The organism is Rhizobium sp. P40RR-XXII (assembly GCF_012641405.1).
Lineage (GTDB): Bacteria > Pseudomonadota > Alphaproteobacteria > Rhizobiales > Rhizobiaceae > Rhizobium.
On sequence record NZ_JABAII010000008.1, the window covers coordinates 168923 to 185259 of the forward strand.

17 protein-coding genes and 2 pseudogenes are annotated in these 16337 nt (G+C 61.3%); 11 read left to right on the plus strand and 8 right to left on the minus strand.

The genetic code is table 11. The features are described 5' to 3' along the window. From HGP16_RS17380 to HGP16_RS17390, 3 genes are all read left to right on the plus strand, one after another. On the plus strand, positions 1 to 948 hold the full coding sequence (locus HGP16_RS17380; protein WP_409526847.1) for a choline ABC transporter substrate-binding protein: 948 nt from the start codon (positions 1 to 3) through the stop codon (positions 946 to 948). Between the two features lie 133 nt (positions 949 to 1081). Then, entirely contained in the window at positions 1082 to 2596 is a 1515-nt protein-coding gene (gene betC, locus HGP16_RS17385) for a choline-sulfatase (protein WP_168841265.1), read from the plus strand. Between the two features lie 71 nt (positions 2597 to 2667). Next, positions 2668 to 2877, plus strand: coding sequence for a molybdopterin-binding protein (locus HGP16_RS17390; RefSeq protein WP_120662771.1), 210 nt, complete (start codon positions 2668 to 2670; stop codon positions 2875 to 2877). Here the strand turns inward: HGP16_RS17390 and tsaA are convergent. After that, positions 2874 to 3398 (minus strand): tRNA (N6-threonylcarbamoyladenosine(37)-N6)-methyltransferase TrmO, encoded by a 525-nt coding sequence (gene tsaA / locus HGP16_RS17395; protein ID WP_168841266.1) that lies wholly within the window; start codon positions 3396 to 3398, stop codon positions 2874 to 2876. The genes HGP16_RS17390 and tsaA overlap by 4 nt on opposite strands. Before the next feature lie 23 nt (positions 3399 to 3421). Next, positions 3422 to 4447: an iron ABC transporter substrate-binding protein gene (locus tag HGP16_RS17400; RefSeq protein WP_168841267.1), complete on the minus strand. Its 1026-nt coding sequence runs from the start codon at positions 4445 to 4447 to the stop codon at positions 3422 to 3424. A gap of 305 nt (positions 4448 to 4752) precedes the next feature. Here HGP16_RS17400 and HGP16_RS17405 point away from each other — a divergent pair, with 305 nt between their 5' ends. Both HGP16_RS17405 and HGP16_RS17410 read left to right on the plus strand, forming a co-directional pair. Then, on the plus strand, positions 4753 to 5145 hold the full coding sequence (locus tag HGP16_RS17405; protein ID WP_168841268.1) for a nuclear transport factor 2 family protein: 393 nt from the start codon (positions 4753 to 4755) through the stop codon (positions 5143 to 5145). A gap of 99 nt (positions 5146 to 5244) precedes the next feature. After that, a pseudogene (locus HGP16_RS17410) lies at positions 5245 to 6047 on the plus strand (helix-turn-helix domain-containing protein). A 47-nt stretch (positions 6048 to 6094) separates the two neighbouring features. Here the strand turns inward: HGP16_RS17410 and HGP16_RS17415 are convergent. Further along, positions 6095 to 7678, minus strand: a complete 1584-nt coding sequence (locus HGP16_RS17415) for a peptide chain release factor 3 (protein WP_149632836.1) — start codon at positions 7676 to 7678, stop codon at positions 6095 to 6097. Between the two features lie 91 nt (positions 7679 to 7769). Here HGP16_RS17415 and dut point away from each other — a divergent pair, with 91 nt between their 5' ends. Continuing rightward, positions 7770 to 8240 carry a dUTP diphosphatase gene (gene dut, locus HGP16_RS17420; RefSeq protein WP_168841269.1) on the plus strand — a complete coding sequence of 157 codons (471 nt, stop codon included), beginning with the start codon at positions 7770 to 7772 and terminating at the stop codon, positions 8238 to 8240. Next, complete coding sequence (locus HGP16_RS17425) at positions 8240 to 9133, plus strand: GNAT family N-acetyltransferase (protein WP_168841270.1); 894 nt, start codon at positions 8240 to 8242, stop codon at positions 9131 to 9133. Before dut ends, HGP16_RS17425 begins: the two co-directional genes overlap by 1 nt. A gap of 77 nt (positions 9134 to 9210) precedes the next feature. On the opposite strand, the gene HGP16_RS17430 is transcribed toward HGP16_RS17425, so the two are convergent. Further along, the gene (locus HGP16_RS17430; RefSeq protein ID WP_168841271.1) at positions 9211 to 9675 is read right to left on the minus strand and encodes an Lrp/AsnC family transcriptional regulator; all 465 of its coding nucleotides are present in this window, start codon (positions 9673 to 9675) and stop codon (positions 9211 to 9213) included. Positions 9676 to 9784: 109 nt separating this feature from the next. Between HGP16_RS17430 and HGP16_RS17435 the strand changes: the two genes are divergently transcribed. Further along, on the plus strand, positions 9785 to 10699 hold the full coding sequence (locus tag HGP16_RS17435; RefSeq protein WP_168841272.1) for a DMT family transporter: 915 nt from the start codon (positions 9785 to 9787) through the stop codon (positions 10697 to 10699). Next, positions 10696 to 10998 carry an NIPSNAP family protein gene (locus HGP16_RS17440; protein WP_149632832.1) on the plus strand — a complete coding sequence of 101 codons (303 nt, stop codon included), beginning with the start codon at positions 10696 to 10698 and terminating at the stop codon, positions 10996 to 10998. Before HGP16_RS17435 ends, HGP16_RS17440 begins: the two co-directional genes overlap by 4 nt. A gap of 2 nt (positions 10999 to 11000) precedes the next feature. Here the strand turns inward: HGP16_RS17440 and HGP16_RS17445 are convergent, their stop codons facing one another. From HGP16_RS17445 to HGP16_RS17455, 3 genes are read right to left on the minus strand one after another with little or no spacing between them, the layout of a single operon-like run. Further along, a complete protein-coding gene (locus HGP16_RS17445) occupies positions 11001 to 11636 on the minus strand; it encodes a hypothetical protein (protein ID WP_168841273.1) in 636 nt (211 codons plus the stop codon). Then, positions 11636 to 12268, minus strand: a complete 633-nt coding sequence (locus tag HGP16_RS17450; RefSeq protein WP_168841274.1) for a LysE family translocator — start codon at positions 12266 to 12268, stop codon at positions 11636 to 11638. Before HGP16_RS17450 ends, HGP16_RS17445 begins: the two co-directional genes overlap by 1 nt. A 25-nt stretch (positions 12269 to 12293) precedes the next feature. Further along, positions 12294 to 12851, minus strand: coding sequence for a cysteine hydrolase family protein (locus HGP16_RS17455; RefSeq protein WP_168841275.1), 558 nt, complete (start codon positions 12849 to 12851; stop codon positions 12294 to 12296). 129 nt (positions 12852 to 12980) lie between these two features. Here HGP16_RS17455 and HGP16_RS17460 point away from each other — a divergent pair, with 129 nt between their 5' ends. Then, positions 12981 to 13598 (plus strand): LysE family translocator, encoded by a 618-nt coding sequence (locus HGP16_RS17460; protein ID WP_168841276.1) that lies wholly within the window; start codon positions 12981 to 12983, stop codon positions 13596 to 13598. A 136-nt stretch (positions 13599 to 13734) separates the two neighbouring features. Then, positions 13735 to 14703 (plus strand): cysteine synthase A, encoded by a 969-nt coding sequence (gene cysK / locus HGP16_RS17465; RefSeq protein ID WP_168841277.1) that lies wholly within the window; start codon positions 13735 to 13737, stop codon positions 14701 to 14703. Positions 14704 to 14755: 52 nt separating this feature from the next. On the opposite strand, the pseudogene HGP16_RS17470 reads toward cysK, so the two are convergent. Further along, positions 14756 to 16289 (minus strand): annotated as a pseudogene (locus HGP16_RS17470) (YifB family Mg chelatase-like AAA ATPase). Between the last annotated feature and the right edge of the window lie 48 nt (positions 16290 to 16337).

Consider the following 16337-nt stretch of genomic DNA (forward strand, 5'->3'; position numbering starts at 1 on the left):
ATGCGCATGTCTGCAATGGGTCGGCTGGCGGCCGGCGCTCTTCTTTCCGTTCTTTCCTTTGCCGGCATCGCCCAGGCCGATGGCGACAGCTGCAAGACGATTCATCTTTCGGATCCAGGCTGGACCGACATCACCTCGACCAACGGCGTGACCGGCGTATTGCTGAGCGCCCTCGGTTACGAGCCCGACATCAAGACCCTCTCCGTGCCGATCGGCTACCAAGCGATGAAAACAGGCGAGATCGACGTATTCCTCGGCAACTGGATGCCCGCGCAGAAGGCATTCGTCGACGATCTCAACAAGGCAAAGGCCGTCGAGGTGCTGAACCGCAACCTTCAGGGCGCGAAGTTCACGCTTGCCGTGCCGACCTATGTCGCCGACAAGGGCATCAAGGACTTCGCCGACCTGCAGAAACATGCCGACGATTTCGACCGCAAGATCTACGGCATCGAGCCGGGTGCGCCCGCCAATGCCAATATCCAGAAAATGATCGATGCCAACGACTTCGGTCTGAAAGGCTGGGAACTGGTGGAATCCAGCGAGCAGGCCATGCTGTCGCAGGTGGAGCGCGCCTCGAAGGACAAGCAGGCGATCGTCTTCCTCGCCTGGGCGCCGCATCCGATGAACGACCGGTTCAAGATCGCCTATCTCGCCGGCGGCGATGCCTATTTCGGCGCGAATTACGGCGGGGCCGAAGTCTACACGCTGGCGCGCACCGGCTGGGCGGCCCAATGCCCGAATGCCGCCAAGCTCTTTCATAACATGACCTTCGACATCGGAATGGAGAATTCGCTGATGGGGTCGATCCTCGGCGGTGAGAGCGCCAAGGACGCGGCGACCGCCTGGCTGAAGGCGAATCCGGATGTCTTGATGCCCTGGCTTACTGATGTCACCACTATCGACGGCAAGCCCGGCCGCGATGCCGTCAAAGCCGCCATTGGCCTCTAGAGCCGGATGATTTTAGGTCGAACCGACCTAAAATCTGAATCCGCTCTAGAATCAAAAAAGTAGAGCATGATGTCATCCGAAAACCGCTCACACTTTTTGGCATCATGCTCCAATTTCCGAGAAAGACGCTCAAATGTCCCGCCCGAATATCCTCATCCTCATGGTCGATCAATTCAACGGCACATTGTTTCCCGACGGCCCGGCCGATTTCCTACATGCGCCGGTCCTGAAGGCTCTGGCGAAGCGCTCGGTGCGCTTTGCCAACAGCTATACGGCAAGCCCGCTCTGCGCGCCGGCGCGGGCCTCCTTCATGTCCGGGCAGTTGCCGAGCCGCACCCGCGTCTATGACAATGCCGCCGAATTCTGCTCCGACATCCCGACCTTTGCCCATCACCTGCGCGCCGCCGGCTATCAGACAGCGCTATCGGGCAAGATGCATTTCGTCGGCCCGGACCAGCTGCACGGCTTCGAAGAGCGGCTGACGACCGACATCTATCCCGCCGATTTCGGCTGGACGCCTGACTATACCAAGCCCGGCGAGCGCATCGACTGGTGGTATCACAATCTCGGCTCGGTCACCGGGGCCGGCACTGCCGAGATCACCAATCAGATGGAATATGATGACGAGGTCGCCTATCACGCGAACCGCAAGCTCTACGATCTCTCACGCAGACAAGACGAGCGGCCCTGGTGCCTGACGGTCAGCTTTACGCATCCGCACGACCCTTACGTCGCGCGCCGACGCTTCTGGGATCTTTATGAGGATTGCCCGGCGCTCGACCCCGAAATCGGCGAAATCCCCTTCGAACAGCAGGACGCGCATTCGCAGCGGCTGATGAAGGCATGCGATCACACCGCCTTCGACATCACGCCGGAACAGATTCGCCGGGCGCGGCGTGGCTATTTCGCCAATATTTCCTATGTCGACGAGAAGATCGGCGAAATACTGGAAACGCTCGAGCGCGGCCGCATGGCCGATAACACCATCATCCTCTTCGTCTCGGACCATGGCGACATGCTCGGCGAGCGCGGCCTCTGGTTCAAGATGAACTTCTTCGAGGGCTCTGCCCGCGTGCCGCTGATGATATCAGCCCCCGGCTGGCAGCCGAAGCGGATCGATCAGCCGGTTTCGACGCTCGACGTGACCCCAACGCTGGCAGCTCTTGCCGGGATAGACATCGCATCGCTGCGTCGATGGACCGATGGCGAAGACCTGACGCCGCTCGCTCTCGACACGGGAAGCCGCAGCGCCGTTCCGATGGAATATGCCGCCGAAGGCTCCGAAGCGCCGCTCGTGGGCTTACGTGACGGCCGCTACAAGCTAACGCTTTGCGAGAAAGATCCGCCGATGCTCTTCGACATCGAGGCGGACCCGAAGGAGCTGACCAACCTGGCTAATGACCCTGCTCATGCCGAAACGCTGAAAAGGCTGACGGCGCGGGCCATGGAGCGCTGGAACCTTGCAAGCTTCGACTCCGCCGTGCGCGAAAGCCAGGCGCGGCGATGGGTGGTCTACACTGCCCTGCGTAATGGCGCCTATTATCCCTGGGACTATCAGCCGCTGCAGAAGGCGTCCGAGCGGTACATGCGCAACCACATGGACCTCAACGTGCTGGAGGAAAACCAACGCTATCCGCGGGGCGAATAGGAACGAACAGAATTCGGTAGCCCACCGACGGTCGACGCAATAGGGTCGCACCGTCACAAGGGAGACTATCCATGAAAATCAGCGCGAGAAACCGCCTCAAGGGCAAGGTCGTCGAAATCACCAAGGGTGCGACAACAGCGCATGTCCGCATCGATATCGGCAACGGCTCGATCGTCACTTCCTCGATCACCAACGAGGCAGTCGACGAACTGGGCCTGACGGTCGGCTCCGCCGCCTATGCTGTCATCAAGGCATCCGATGTCATGGTCGCTGTCGACTAACTTTTCTGACAATAATGCGCCGTTTCGCCGTCGCCGGTCTGGAAATCTCCGGGCTGCGGCGGCGCGATCGGCTTGAACAGCGTGCGATCCGGTTTCACGTCGAGCAGCGGCGTGCCGTCAAGACAATCGAGGCCACGCACCAGCAGCACGGCGCCCTCGACGGCTTCCAGCTTGACGATGGATGTGCCGATGGGATTGGGCCGAACCGGTGAGCGCAGTGAGAAGGTACCGTGCACCTTGCCGCTGCTGGCCGGGCTCTGCAGCACGAGATCCCTTCTGGAACGATCCAGCCAATAGAGAACTTCCAGCCGCTCGAAGGCTTCCACCCCCTGCAGCGCCGCCACCCAGGGCTCGAAGATTTCGATCCGGCAAATGGGGCCGTCATGCCGTCCCTGGCGCGGCGTTTCCATGCGCGATGTCCACGGCGTGGAGATGCGGCCGATGAAGGTGAGACCGGCATCCAACCCCGAGGGCGGCTCGACGGCCACTTCGTTTTCACGAATTTCGTTTTCCCGGACCATCAGCGCTTTCCTTATCAGAGCGATTATTTCATGCCCTTCAGCAGTGCCGCCAGCTGATCGTCGGTCAGATCGACCTGATAGAACAGCTTGTAGAATTGCTTCACGTCGTCGGAAAAATTGCTGCGGAAGAGTTTTGGATAGAGCAGCTTCTCCATCCAGCGCACGCCGAACAGCCGGTTGACGCCGGGCGGCGAATCGAACCAGCCGAAGGGCAAGGACGGCGGCACGAAGATCTTGCCGTCCTTGACGGCCTTGATCCCAGCCCATTGCGGATCGCTCCTCACCGAGGCGGCGAAAGCAGGGGTCTCGGCGATGATGATATCCGGATTCCAGCCGACGACCTGTTGTACGGTCACCTTGGCGAGACCACCCTTGCCGGCGGCGGCGGCGACGTTCATCGTGCCGACTGCATCAAGGATCTCAAGATTGATCGAGCCGGAGAGCCCGGTTTCCAGGCCATCGGCACCACGGCCGTAATAGACGCGCGGGCGCGGATCGTTCGGCAGGGTCGCGAGCTTCTCGTTCAGGTCCTTGATCGCCGAATCCGCATAATCAGCCAGCTTGTTGGCGCGGTCCTCGACGCCGATCAGGGCGCCGACGTCACGAAGCGTATCTGCGGTGCGGGCGAAGCTGCCGTCGATGAGGATATAGGGAATGCCCGTCGCGCTCTGCACCTTGTCGGCCAGCGCCTTGTAGGTGGGATCGACCGTGCCGGCATCGAGAATGATGTCGGGCTTGGCGTCCATGACGGCCTGCGCGCTGATGGTGCCGTCCTTGCCCGTCAGGCGTCCGACTGACGGCAGCGACCGCACCGATGGCATCAGATAAGCCTTGGCGGCATCATCGGGCGCATGCGCCCAGCCAACCAACTTCTCGGGCGCCAGCACATAGACGAGTACGGTGGCGGGCGGCCCGGCTACCAATATGCGGTTGATCTTGTCCGGGACGGACACCGTGCGGCCGGCCGCGTCTGTGATAACCCGCGCTTCGGCCACGGCCGGCAACAAGCCGACGAAGGCTAGCGCGAGAACCGCAAAAAATTTCATCATAAAAGCTGCTCGTTCTGCTCCAGGGGACCTCGGGGCGGCACTATGGCATAGCGCTATATTGGATGGAACATCGCGAAGGCACTATTCCAAAACGAAACGCATTCGAACCGATCACGTCGGCTTGAGGCGTAATCGACGGGTCTTCATTACATCTGATGTAATTGAGAACGGCATTCGTCTCGGCGTATTTAAAGACCATCTTCTTGCAGGAGGAGCTTATTCAGCCCTTCAACCAAAGAGAGCCTTCACCCGGCATGACGTCGACGGCCACGGCGTCATTCCAACGGCAGGCTCAGGAGAAATCCATGACGACGATGTCATTCACCAAAAAAGACGCCCCGCAATGGCTACTCGCCTTCTGGCGGGAGATTGACGACAAGACCTTCGGCGACGGCTTCGATTGCCTCGCGGAAGACGCCACCTGCAATCTCGGTATTGCCGACTGGAACGGGCGCGACACCATTCGCCAGAACTTGCGCGCCTTCATCGACACCGGCTTCACGGCATTGCATGATGTCATCGAATATTGGGACGCCGGATCGCTGAAGGTGTTCCGGGGGACCGTGACCATGACACCCGACGACCGAACGCAAACGGTGGTCAAACCGGTCATGACGCACTTCTTCTATATGGACGAGGCCGATCCGACCAAAGTGCGGCACTGGTATGGATCGGTCGGCCCTGTTGCCTTCTCATAAGAATTGAGCTGGCGGGGCGGCTGAACAACGCCCCGCCACAATAAACGAACGACGCGCAGAGGCCTTTGCAGGATGAATTCTTCCGGTTTGAATCCAAGAATGCCAAACGAACTCGGCCCGCAGCTGCGCGCATGGCGCGATACGCGCGGCAAAAGCCAGCTCGAGCTTTCCCTCGACACCGGCATTTCGCAGCGTCAGATCAGCTTTATCGAAAGCGGCAGGAGCACGCCCGGCCGCCAGAATGTATTACGTCTCGCCGACGCATTGGACGTGCCGTTCCGCGAGCGCAACACACTGCTGCTCGCTGCCGGTTATGCGCCGATCTATTCGGAAGGAAGCTTTGACGATCGGGAAATGCAGGGGTTATCAACGCCCTCAAGCGCATGCTGCGTCAGCATGAGCCGTTTCCGGCTGTTGTGATGGACCGCTACTGGAATGTCCTGATGACCAATGACGCGACCCTTCGCTTCTTCGGCCGGTTCGTCGATATGGCCGCACGCCCGGCGCCGCGCAATCTCCTGCATCTCATGTTCGACCCCGCGGGCATGCGGCCCTTCATTCCGGACTGGGACAAGACGGCCGAAAGCCTTTTGAGACGCGTCTTCCGCGAATCCGTCGGCCGCGTCATCGATGCTCGGACGAAGGAGCTCATCGATAGCCTGCTCGCCTACCCCAATGTGAATGCCGAATGGCAGACGTCACCGACGATCGAAAATGCGCCGCTCATCCCCCTGTCCTTCATGAAGGACGGGCATATCCTGAGATTTTTCTCGCTGATCACGACGGTCGGCACCGCGCAGATGATCACGACGCAGGAGCTGAGGGTCGAATGCATGTTTCCGCTGGATGAAGTCACTGAGGCTCGTTACGCGGAACTGATGAATGCAGCAGCGGAACAATAGCATTATGAACCACAGGCCGGTTGCCTGTGGCTGCAACATCCTTGATATCACGCCGCCTTGACAGCGTGATATTCCTTGATGGCGACCATCTTGATAGCCGGATAACGTTCCGCTTCATAGCGCAGAGAGAAGCCGTCCTGGGCGAGGAAGACCGGATCGCCGTCGAGGTCGCGGGCGATATCGCCGCGCCGCTGGGTGACGAATTTTTCGAGATCGACGGATTGATCGGCCGAGATCCAGCGGCAGACGGAGAAGCGCGACATTTCGAAGGAGACCGGCAGGCCATATTCGGCCATCAGCCGCTCCTTCAGCACGTCGAGCTGCAGCGCGCCGACCACACCGACGATGGCGGGCGAGCCGTCCTCGGGCGAGAAGAGCTGCACGACGCCCTCTTCGGCCATCTGCTGCAAGGCTTCCTTGAGCTTCTTCGCCTTCATGGCATCCTCGAGGCGCACGCGGCGGAGGATTTCCGGCGAGAAGTTCGGCACGCCCTGGAAGACGAGGGATTCGCCTTCCGTCAGCGTATCGCCGATGCGCAGCGTCCCGTGGTTCGGGATGCCGACGACATCGCCGGCGTAGGCGGTATCGGCGAGCTGGCGCTGCGAGGCGAAGAAGAACTGCGGCGCGGTGAGACCGAGCTGCTTGCCGGTGCGCGACAGCCGGGCCTTCATGCCGCGCTCCAGCTTGCCGGAGCAGATGCGCGCGAAAGCGATACGGTCGCGATGGTTCGGGTCCATGTTGGCCTGGATCTTGAAGACGAAGGCCGTCATCTTGTCGTCGGTGGCGTGAACCGTCCTGATATCGGCGACCTGGTCGCGTGGCGGCGGCGCGAAGTCGCCAAGCGCGTTGATGAGATCGCGCACCCCGAAGTTGCGCAGCGCCGAGCCGAAGAAGACCGGCGTCATATGTCCCTCAAGGAACGATTCCCGGTCGAACGGCCGGCACGCCTCGATTGCAAGTTCCGTTTCGTCGATAAAGGCCTTGCGCTCGTTTTCCGGCAGTCTGTCGGCGACGGTCCGCGGGCCATTGACGGGGGTTGCGGTGACCTCGGTATCGGAACCACGAACGGTATTGGATGCCAGATGATAGGAGCCGCAGAAGGTCTTGGAGCGACCGATCGGCCATGTGATCGGCGCTGTATCAAGCGCCAGCTTCTCTTCCACCTCATCGAGAATCTCGAAGGGGTCGCGGCTTTCGCGGTCCATCTTGTTGATGAAGGTGATGATCGGGATGTCGCGCATGCGGCAAACTTCAAACAGTTTCAGCGTTCGCGGCTCGATGCCCTTGGCGGCGTCGATGACCATGACCGCGGCGTCGACGGCCGTCAGCGTGCGATAGGTATCGTCGGCGAAGTCTTCGTGGCCGGGCGTATCGAGAATATTGAAGACGTTGCCTTCATATTCGAAGGTCATCACCGATGTGACAACCGAGATGCCGCGCTCGCGCTCGATCTTCATCCAGTCGGACCGCGTCTGCATGCGGTCCTTCTTCGCCTTGACCTCGCCGGCAAGCTGAATGGCGCCGCCGAAAAGCAGCAGCTTTTCGGTGAGCGTCGTCTTGCCCGCGTCCGGGTGAGCGATAATAGCGAATGTGCGGCGGCGGGAGACCGCCTCGGCGAGACTTTCGGCCATGCGTGTGAATCCTGTGAATTGGCGCCGTATCTAGCGACTCAAAGCCCTAAATGCAATTGACCTCGGGCGTTCGCGCGCAAACTAATGCCGCATGACCATTCACACCGATATCAGCCCGACCCTGAACCTCATCCGCCTGCCGCATGGCGAGGGCCTGGAGCTGCCTGCCTACGAGACCCGAGGTGCAGCCGGCATGGACCTGCGCGCCGCCGTTGACGACGAGGCCACGCTAACGATCCTTCCCGGCAAGCGCGCGCTCGTTCCCACCGGCTTCATCTTCGAAGTTCCGGACGGTTTCGAGGCACAGATCCGCCCGCGCTCCGGCCTCGCCTTCAAGAACGGCATCACATGCCTGAATTCCCCCGGCACGATTGACAGCGACTATCGCGGTGAAGTGAAGGTGCTGCTGATCAATCTCGGCGAAGAGCCCTTCGAGATCACCCGCGGCATGCGCATCGCGCAGATGATCATCGCGCCGGTTACCCAGGCCCGCATCGTAGAGACGACCGAAGCGAGCGAAACCAAGCGCGGCGCCGGCGGCTTCGGCTCGACCGGCGTGTGATGACGGAGCTTGCAACGCGGTATGGTCTGACTCTGCGTCAGGATTATTTTGGCGATCCCTCCGCCTGGGGTGCGCTCGTTGATTTGCTGCAGGATACGTTCTCGATCGATGTCGACCTGCAGGCTTCGTTCGGTGGCCCGGACCCGACAAGCATGCCATCAGGCTATTTCGATGGCGAGGGGCGCTGCGTCGCCAATTTCAGCGCCTTTTCCATGCCGATGATCATCAATGGCCGTGCCATCAAGGCGGCGGGCTATCAATCCGGCGCGGTCCGGCCGGAATGGCGCGAGCGCGGCCTCTACCGCGATCTCATGCAACGCGCCTTTGATCGAACCGCCGCCGAGGGCTGCGAACTCGATCTCCTGCTTACCGACAAGCCTGCACTCTATGAGCGATACGGCTTTCGCAGCCTGCCACAGCATATCTTCGGTGCCCGAACGCCAAAGCTGCAGAAGTCCGAGTTGACTGCCCGGCAGCTCTCCCTGGAAGCGCCTGATGATCTGCGTCTCATCAAGACACTCCTGCAGAGCCGGCAGCCGGTCTCCGCCCGCTTTGCCGTTGTCAGGCAGATGGAGATGTTTCTGCTGAATGCCTGCTTCAATTCCGCGATCCGCTTGACGGCACTCGGGGATGACGCGGTCATTGCCTGGACGTTTGACGGTGCGACTTTCTGGCTTCTCGATATTGCGGGAACGGCCGTTCCATCTCTGGCGACGATCCTGTCGGCGCTTGATGTCGAACCCGAGCGCATCGAGATCTGCTTTTCGCCTGATCGGCTGGATTGCGAGGTGTCGCCGGAACCCTATGAGGGTTACACGGTGCTGATGGCACGCGGCAAAGCGGCCGACGAGATCATAGGGCCGCTCATGCTTTCGCCGATGGCGGAATTCTAGAGCCGTCAAGCGGCTCTAGCTTATTGCATCCCGCAATTCCGGACGGAAAACCGCTGCGCACTTTTCCTGGAATTGCCCTAGCGGGAAAGCGGCGGCAACCGTCGCTTGACCGGCGTCGCCTTGATCATCGACGTGTTCGTCTCGGCACGTTCGGTGATCTTGTCCAATATCCCATCGAGTTCGCCCATCGAGCGCACCACCAGCCGCCCGATAAAGCAATCGTCACCGGTGACCTTGTCGCATTCGATGAATTCCGGCGTCTCCTGAATGATCCGCTCGACGACATGGAGCTGACCGGGCAGAGGCCTGACGCGGACGATTGCCTGCAAGGGATAGCCGATCGCCTCGGGCGCGATATCGACCGTAAAACCTGATATGATGCCGCGCTCCTCAAGCCGGCGAAGCCGCTCGGCCGCACTCGGCGACGAAAGACCGGCAGCTTCCGCAAGCTCCTTCAGCGATATCCTGGCGTTGCGCGCCAGCGCCTCCAGCATCCGTTGGTCGATCGCATCAAGATCCAAGGAAGCGTTAGGAACACCCATTGTTCAGCCTCATTTAATTAGGTAACTAAATCTTCTCCCCTCATTAAATCTATATTATCCACGCTCGTGCCGCAATATGATTGGCTTCGATAGGCGGGAGCGAAGACAAATGAACGAGACAAGACGCGGCACGATGGAAATGACGGCGGCGATGCTGATTTCAGGAACGATCGGATGGTTCGTGCTGATGTCGGGGCAGGCCGTGACCGGCGTTGTCTTCTGGCGCTGCTTGTTCGGCGCGCTGACATTGCTCGTCATCTGCGCGGCCATGGGCCTGATCCGCCCTGGCATCCTCAATCTCAAGAGGTTCTCCATCGCGGTCGGCGGCGGCATCGCCATCGTTCTCAACTGGCTGCTGCTGTTCGCTGCCTACTCGCACGCCTCCATTTCCATCGCCACGACCGTCTACAATACGCAGCCCTTCATGCTGCTGGGGCTCGGCGCGCTGTTCCTCGGCGAGCGGATCACCTTCACCAAGCTCTTCTGGCTGCTCCTCGCCTTTGCCGGCATGGCTGTCATCGTCGAGGGCAAGCCCGCCGAGGCGGCGGGTGCCGGAAGCTATGCGATCGGTATCCTGCTTTCGCTGGGCGCGGCCTTCTTCTATGCGCTGGCGGCGATTGCGGCGAAATGGCTGAAGGGTACGCCGCCGCATCTGATCGCGCTCATCCAGGTTTCGACAGGTATCCTGATGCTGGCGCCCTTTACCGATTTCTCCGCGGCCCCGCGGGATGCCGGCGGATGGTCGATCCTCGTCACCATGGGCGTCGTTCATACCGGCCTGATGTATGTGCTGCTCTATGGCGCCATCCAGAAGCTGCCGACACATCTGACCGGCGCATTGTCCTTCATCTATCCGATCGCCGCCATCGTGGTCGATCGCTTTGCCTTCGGCCACGTGCTCGGCGCGGCACAGATCGCCGGCGCGATCATCATCCTGGGAGCCGCTGCCGGCATGAATCTAGGCTGGACGATCTCCCTGCCCCGTCATAGAAACGATCGTCTTTCAAAGGGGACCGCCGAATGATCACCTGCTATCTGCGCTATACGATCGACCCTTACAAGCTCGCCCAGTTCGAACACTACGCCAAGCTCTGGATTCCGTTGGTCAACCGGCTGGGCGGCACCCATCACGGCTATTTCATGCCGCACGAAGGCACGAACAACATTGCGCTGGCGCTGTTCAGCTTTCCGAGCCTTGCCGCCTATGAGGAATATCGGCTCAAGATGGCCGAGGATGCGGAATGCCAGGCCGCCTTCGCCTATGGCGAGGAAACGCGCTGCATCGTCAGCTATGAGCGCAGCTTCATGCGGCCCGTGTTCTAAGATTATTTGGCCGGCTGCGGGCAAGCCTGCGGCTGGCCGTCGAGGCCTTCCGCCATTTTTTCGAACGTAACCGCCGATCCGGCTTTGCTCCCGCCGATGCGCAGCACATAGAGGCTGTCGAAATCCTTGCCGTGCCATTTCGGCACCGCACCGGCATCGCCGCCGTTCTCACTCATCAGCTGGCGGGCGAGATTGACTATCTGCTTGTGCTCCCAGGCGACGAAGATCAGCTTGCCGGCATAATCAGGCTTCTTCAGCTCGGCTTTCAGGTCGTCGATATCCTCATAGCCGAAGCTGGTATCGACCGGCATGCCGAGGGCGATAGCGGTCGGCTCGATGGTCGCGAGTGGGCGGATATAATCGTAGGACGCGCCGGAATCCTCTTTCCGTTTCGACGCATCGGGCGCAAAGATCGCCGCGGGCTTGCCGAAGAGCTTTGTCAGCACCGGTGGTAGCGCCAGTGCCCGGTTAAGCCCCTGGCAGCTCAATTGGCCAAGACCCGCTTCCGGCTTTTCACCATGACGCATGAAGACGATCGTCCGCGTTCCCGCCTCCGCTGCCGAAACGGGCGGCGCGAAGCTTGCGAGCGAGGCGAGCGCCAGAAGACCCGCGGTGACGGCTTGCGACACGCCTCGCATCAGCGCTGCGCTTCGAAAGCCATTCGTACGGCGAGCCCGGCCAGCACCGTGCCCATCAGCCAGCGCTGCACCAGGGCGAAGGACGGGCGGTGGGTGAGGAACATCGCGATCCAGCCTGCGCTGAGCGCGAAGATGGCATTGAATGTCACGCTAATGACGATCTGCGCAAAACCGAGAACAAGCGATTGAGTGAAGACGCTGCCGGCGGCGGGATCGATGAATTGCGGCAACAGCGACAAATAAAGGATCGCGACCTTCGGGTTCAGCAGGCTGGTCACCAGCCCCATGGAGAAGAGCCGGCGTGTGCTGTCCTTCGGCAGTTCGCGCACCTGAAATGCGGAACGGCCGCCAGGCTTCAGCGCATTCCAGGCGAGCCAGGCAAGATAGGCAGCGCCCACCAGCCGCAGAGCATCATAGGCGAAGGGAACGGCGAAGACGAAGGCGGTGATGCCGAGTGCTGCCGACAGCATGTAGAAGAGGAAGCCGCATGCCACACCGCCGAGCGAGATCAGCCCGGCTACCGGCCCTTGCGAGATCGAGCGCGACACCAGATAGATCATGTTCGGTCCGGGTGTCAGCACCATACCGAGAGCGATCAGGGCAAAGGTGATCATACTGGTCAGATGCGGCATAAAGCCTCCGGCGGCGGGAAGATCTTCAGAAAAGAATTTCGCTGGAAACAGCGAGCTTGATTTCATGCGGCCCGGCATCGAAGCCGTCAAGCAGCATATTGTGGTGGGTGACAATGTCTTCGAAGGTGAGCTTGCCCATATCGGCCGTGGTGTGGCCGTCGGAGACCAGCGTGACGTCGAAACCGAGCGAAACGGCACGCCGCACGGTCGTATCGACGCAGAACTGCGTCATGCAGCCGCCGACGATGAGATGAGTGACGCCGCGCGCCTGCAAGCGCGCTTCCAGATCCGTCTCGAAGAAGGAATCGCAACTTGTCTTGTGCACGACGACATCGCCGGCTTCGGGCGCGATTTCCCGGCGCAGCTGCCAGCCTTCGCTGCGCTTGACCAGGCGATGCCCCGGGCTGCCGTCATGCTGGACGATGAAGGCGGGGATGCCGGCGGCACGCGCCTTGTGCTTCAGTGCCGCGAGCTTGGCGACGACCGCCTCCAGCGCCGCATCGATATCAGGCTGACGCTCCGGCGTGCCAAGGCCGGTCAGGATGGAGTTCTGAAGATCGATCAGGAGCAATGCGGAAGACATGATATCCTTGGGCAAAGCGGTTTCGACGCGCCGTCAACGCCTTGGTAATATGTTCGCAGCGCCAGCGCAATCGCTTGAAACCGCAAAGGTGGTGCGGTAGAGCAGGCACCATCTGAGGAGGAAATGGCCATGACGCTTGCGTCCCTGCTCGCCTATTGCGGCGCGCTCTTCGTTGCGGCGGCCATTCCAGGCCCCGGCATCACGGCGATCGTGGCGCGCGCCCTCGGCTCCGGTTTCCGCGAGACCTTCTTCATGGGCCTCGGCCTTGTGCTCGGCGACACCATCTACCTGACGGCGGTCGTTCTCGGTCTTGCTTTCGTGGCGCAGGCGTTCACCGAGGTGTTCATCGTCATCAAGATCGCGGGCGCGCTTTATCTCGGCTATATCGCCTGGAAGCTTTGGACGGCGGGCCTGCTCGCCACCGATATCGCCGCCAAAAAATCGAACGGTGCCGGGATGTCCTTTCTCTCGGGCCTGCTGGTGACGCTCGGCAACCCCAAGACCATGCTTTTCTATGTCGCGCTGGTGCCGACTCTGATCGACATCGGCAGCATCGGCCTGCGGGAATATGCGATCCTGATGGCGGCAACCTTTATCGTTCTTCTGATCGTACTCGTTCCCTATATGCTGCTCGCCTCGCGAGCCCGGACTTTCCTCAAGAAGCCGAGAGCGCTGCAGTTCCTGAACAGGGCTGCGGCCAGTATCCTCGCCGCAACGGCTGCCTTCATCGCGGCGCGAGCAGCCTGAAATAAACATCCCCAAAGAAGGGCCGTGAGAGATTCTTTTCTCACGGTCGACGCGGCGACAAAGGGCGCGCACTCTGGTTTCCGCAGGCGTTTGATCCTATTGTCACTGCATAATTCAAATGTAGGGAGAGCTACCCATGTCCGACACCCGCAAACCCGGTCGCGGCCGCGTCTATACCTCGATCACCGAGACCATCGGCGACACGCCGATCGTCCGTCTCGACAAGCTGGCGAAGGAGAAGGGCGTCAAGGCCAACCTCCTGGCAAAGCTTGAATTCTTCAATCCGATCGCCTCCGTGAAAGACCGCATCGGCGTCGCCATGATCGAGAGTCTGGAATCGCAGGGCAAGATCGCCCCCGGCAGGACCGTGCTGATCGAGCCGACCTCGGGCAATACCGGCATCGCGCTCGCCTTCGCCGCCGCCGCCAAGGGTTACCGGCTGATCCTCACCATGCCGGAGACCATGTCGATCGAACGCCGCAAGATGCTGGCGCTGCTCGGCGCCGAACTGGTGTTGACCGAGGGACCGAAGGGCATGAAGGGCGCCATCGCCAAGGCGGAAGAACTGGCTTCGACCCTACCGGATGCGGTCATTCCGCAGCAGTTCGAAAATCCGGCCAACCCGGAAATCCATCGCAAGACGACGGCCGAGGAAATCTGGAACGATACCGAAGGCAAAGTGGATATTTTCGTTTCCGGCATCGGCACCGGCGGCACGATCACCGGCGTCGGCCAGGTGCTGAAGGCCCGCAAGGCCGATATCAAGGTCATTGCGGTCGAGCCGACGGATTCGCCAGTTCTTTCCGGCGGCAATCCCGGCCCGCACAAGATCCAAGGCATCGGCGCCGGCTTTGCGCCGAAGATCCTCGACACCCATGTCTATGACGAGGTGGTCACCGTCAGCAATGATGAGGCCTTCCAGCATGCCCGTCTCGTGGCCAAGCTCGAAGGCGTGCCTGTCGGTATCTCCTCCGGCGCGGCGCTGGCAGCAGCCATCAAGGTCGGCCAGCGTCCTGAAAACGAGGGCAAAAACATCGTCGTCATCATCCCCTCCTTCGCCGAGCGCTATCTCTCGACGGCGCTGTTCGAGGGCCTTGGCGGCTGAGAGCCCGCCATCGGATTGAATTGGAAGGGGTGCTTCGGCGCCCCTTTTTCATTCAGGCATGCGCAACCAACCGCTCGCCGGCAATGCGATAGGAGATGGCTTCGGCGAGATGGATGCGCCCGACGGTCGGCCTTGTCGTCGAGATCGGCAAGGGTGCGTGCCACCTTGAGGATGCGATGATAGCCACGGGCCGAGAACTTCATTTTCTCTGCCGCATCGCGCAGCAACTGCAGACCGGCAGCGTCCGGCTCGGCGATGGTTTCGATCATCGCGGTCGAACAGCGGGCGTTGGTCGAAACGTTCTTCACGCCAGCCCTTTCGAAACGTTCCCGCTGCCGTTCACGGGCACGGGCGACGCGGAGCGCGACATCGGCACTCTTTTCGGCCGCTGTCGGCCGGATGAGATCGGCGGCCGATACCGCCGGCACGTCGATGCGGATATCGATACGATCGAGCAAGGGGCCGGAAATGCGGCCCTGATAATCGCTGGCACAGCGTGGTCCACGGGCGCAGGTGTGGCCCGGTTCGCCGGCCATGCCGCAGCGGCAGGGATTCATCGCCGCCACGAGCTGGATGCCGGCCGGATAGGAGACACGGTGGTTTGCCCTGGCAATAACGCACTCTCCGGTTTCCAGCGGCTGACGCAGCGCATCGAGTGCCTGTGGCGAAAATTCCGGCAGCTCGTCGAGGAACAGAATGCCGTGATGGGCGAGCGATGCTTCCCCCGGCCTGGCGCGCAGGCCGCCGCCGACAAGCGCCGCCATGGTGGCTGAGTGATGCGGCGCTCGATAGGGCCGCCGATCGGAGAGCTTGCCGCCGGAAAGCTGACCGGCGATCGAATGGATCATCGACACCTCAAGCAATTCGGTTGTCGACAATGGAGGCAGGATTGACGGCAGGCGAGAGGCGAGCATAGACTTACCGGAACCGGGAGGTCCGACGAAAAGCAGGTTATGCCCGCCGGCCGCCGCCACTTCCAAGGCGCGTTTGGCACTTTCCTGCCCCTTGATATCGGCAAGATCGGGCAGATTGGCAGCATTGGAGCGAACGGACGGTTCCGGCCGTGACAGGACCTGGGTGCCACGGAAATGATTGGCGAGCGCGATCAGGCTGCGTGGCGCCAGGATGTCGATCTCCTTGCCGGCCCAGGCTGCTTCCGGCCCGCTTTCGGCCGGGCAGATCAGCCCCTTGCCCATGGCATTGGCGGCGATCGCCGCGGGAAGCGCGCCGGCAACCGGTGCGATCGTGCCGTCGAGATTGAGTTCGCCGATGACGGTATAGGACGACAGGGCATCAGCCGGGATCGCGCCAAGCGCCGCCATCAGACCGAGTGCGATCGCAAGATCGAAGTGGCTGCCCTCCTTGGGCAGGTCCGCCGGCGCGAGATTGACGGTGACTTTCTTCGGCGGCAAGGCAAGGCCGGAGGCGTGCAGCGCCGCCTGGACCCGCTCCCGGCTTTCGGCGACTGCCTTGTCGGGCAGGCCGACAATATGCATCAGCACCTTTCCCGGCGCGATCATCACCTGCACTTCTACCGGTACGCCTTCGATACCCTGAAACGCAACCGTACTGACGCGCGCCACCATGCCCTATCCCCCGTCACCGAACCCGTTTGCCGTTACGTGCCCCGATCA

Bases quoted from the DNA above. Each gene is read 5' to 3' on its own strand.
- HGP16_RS17405 (WP_168841268.1), top strand. From the start codon at position 4,753: ATGACGACGATGTCATTCACCAAAAAAGACGCCCCGCAATGGCTACTC.
- HGP16_RS17390 (WP_120662771.1), top strand. From the start codon at position 2,668: ATGAAAATCAGCGCGAGAAACCGCCTCAAGGGCAAGGTCGTCGAAATC.
- tsaA (WP_168841266.1), bottom strand. From the start codon at position 3,398: ATGGTCCGGGAAAACGAAATTCGTGAAAACGAAGTGGCCGTCGAGCCG.
- HGP16_RS17440 (WP_149632832.1), top strand. From the start codon at position 10,696: ATGATCACCTGCTATCTGCGCTATACGATCGACCCTTACAAGCTCGCC.
- HGP16_RS17400 (WP_168841267.1), bottom strand. From the start codon at position 4,447: ATGATGAAATTTTTTGCGGTTCTCGCGCTAGCCTTCGTCGGCTTGTTG.
- HGP16_RS17445 (WP_168841273.1), bottom strand. From the start codon at position 11,636: ATGCGAGGCGTGTCGCAAGCCGTCACCGCGGGTCTTCTGGCGCTCGCC.
- cysK (WP_168841277.1), top strand. From the start codon at position 13,735: ATGTCCGACACCCGCAAACCCGGTCGCGGCCGCGTCTATACCTCGATC.
- HGP16_RS17425 (WP_168841270.1), top strand. From the start codon at position 8,240: ATGACGGAGCTTGCAACGCGGTATGGTCTGACTCTGCGTCAGGATTAT.
- HGP16_RS17380 (WP_409526847.1), top strand. From the start codon at position 1: ATGCGCATGTCTGCAATGGGTCGGCTGGCGGCCGGCGCTCTTCTTTCC.
- HGP16_RS17430 (WP_168841271.1), bottom strand. From the start codon at position 9,675: ATGGGTGTTCCTAACGCTTCCTTGGATCTTGATGCGATCGACCAACGG.
- betC (WP_168841265.1), top strand. From the start codon at position 1,082: ATGTCCCGCCCGAATATCCTCATCCTCATGGTCGATCAATTCAACGGC.
- HGP16_RS17435 (WP_168841272.1), top strand. From the start codon at position 9,785: ATGAACGAGACAAGACGCGGCACGATGGAAATGACGGCGGCGATGCTG.
- dut (WP_168841269.1), top strand. From the start codon at position 7,770: ATGACCATTCACACCGATATCAGCCCGACCCTGAACCTCATCCGCCTG.
- HGP16_RS17460 (WP_168841276.1), top strand. From the start codon at position 12,981: ATGACGCTTGCGTCCCTGCTCGCCTATTGCGGCGCGCTCTTCGTTGCG.
- HGP16_RS17455 (WP_168841275.1), bottom strand. From the start codon at position 12,851: ATGTCTTCCGCATTGCTCCTGATCGATCTTCAGAACTCCATCCTGACC.
- HGP16_RS17415 (WP_149632836.1), bottom strand. From the start codon at position 7,678: ATGGCCGAAAGTCTCGCCGAGGCGGTCTCCCGCCGCCGCACATTCGCT.
- HGP16_RS17450 (WP_168841274.1), bottom strand. From the start codon at position 12,268: ATGCCGCATCTGACCAGTATGATCACCTTTGCCCTGATCGCTCTCGGT.